We start from the raw sequence: 1,267 nt of genomic DNA, 5'->3' as shown, positions 1-1,267 counted from the left end.
TCATTCAAGCCGAAGCGGAAGTTCCTTCGGTTCAGTGGACACCGTGATCTAATCATCAGGAGTGTCTTCCATGCCAAGACCTGGTCCCAGAACCACCTATCGTTACAGTGACGAGTTCAAGGCGACGGCCGTCCGACTGAGTCAGCTGCCGGGCGTTTTGGTCGGCGATGTCGCCGCCTCGCTTTACATCCATCCCTTCATGCTGTCCCGTTGGCGCAGGCTTGCACGCGAGGGATTGATCGTGACCAAGGGTGTAGAGGTGGACAAAGCAGCAGCGGCGGAGCTCAAAGAGCTGCGCGAGGTGCAGCGCAAGTACGAGCGGCTCAAGCTCGAGCATGACCTTTTAAAAAAAGCCATCGCGTTCACTTCAGCTCGAAAAGCGAGATCTTCGCCTTCATCGAGCACCACCAGGAAGCCTGCCCGGTGAGAACGATGTGCCGTCTCTACGGGGTCAGTCCTTCGGGTTATTACGCGTGGGCGCGGCGACCGCCCAGCCCGCGCGTGCTGGACGATGCGCGGTTGCTGCAGAAGATCCGCAACGTCCACCGCGAAAGCCACCAGACCTACGGCAGCCCACGGGTCCATGCCGCCTTGCGCCAACAGGGCGAAGCCGTGGGCCGCCGGCGGATCGAGCGGCTGATGCGGGAGCACAACGTCCGTGCATGCTCGGTGCGGTTGTACCGCCAGCGACCGGGCTTGAAGCGTTTCCTGGCCAGTGTTGAAAGCCGTGCGCACGCGGTAGAGCCCACACGTCCTGATCAGCTTTGGGTCGCGGACGTGACCTACCTGAAAGTGCGTGGCCGGTGGCGCTACCTGGCGACGGTGATGGATCGGCATTCACGCCGTCTGCTGGGCTGGTCTCTGGGGCCAGACCGCACGGCGGCACTGACTCGCCGTGCGCTGGGCGCCGCGCTACGCACCCGCCAGCCCGAGGCCGGCACGGTGTTCCATAGCGATCGTGGCATCGAGTTCCTGGCCGGCGACTTCAAGCGGAAGCTGGAGCGCGCCGGCTTGGCCCAGTCGGCCAACCGCCCTCGACGGATGACCGACAACGCGCACATGGAGTCCTGGAACAAGTCGATGAAGTCGGACATGTACCACCGTCGCACTTTCGACAGCGATCACGCCCTGCGCCAGGCCATTCACCGCTACGTCGACTTCTATAACCACCGACGTCTACACTCGGCCTTGGGGTATCAATCACCTGTCGACTTTGAGCGCCAATGCGCCTAACCGTTGGGTGTCCACTTTTTCGAAGGAAGTCCCA

2 protein-coding genes are annotated in these 1,267 nt (G+C 62.4%); both read left to right on the top strand.

Annotation, left to right across the window (positions count from 1 at the left end; genetic code table 11):
• Positions 1-70: 70 nt before the first annotated feature.
• Positions 71-427: a transposase gene (locus ACW7G3_RS14180; RefSeq protein WP_456983561.1), complete on the top strand. Its 357-nt coding sequence runs from the start codon at positions 71-73 to the stop codon at positions 425-427.
• Positions 385-1,233: an IS3 family transposase gene (locus tag ACW7G3_RS14175; protein ID WP_456983562.1), complete on the top strand. Its 849-nt coding sequence runs from the start codon at positions 385-387 to the stop codon at positions 1,231-1,233. Before ACW7G3_RS14180 ends, ACW7G3_RS14175 begins: the two co-directional genes overlap by 43 nt.
• Positions 1,234-1,267: the final 34 nt, after the last annotated feature.

The organism is Luteimonas sp. A478 (genome assembly GCF_054052025.1).
The sequence above is the reverse complement of the archived record's forward strand: the minus strand, read 5'-3'. Positions and strand labels throughout refer to the sequence as shown.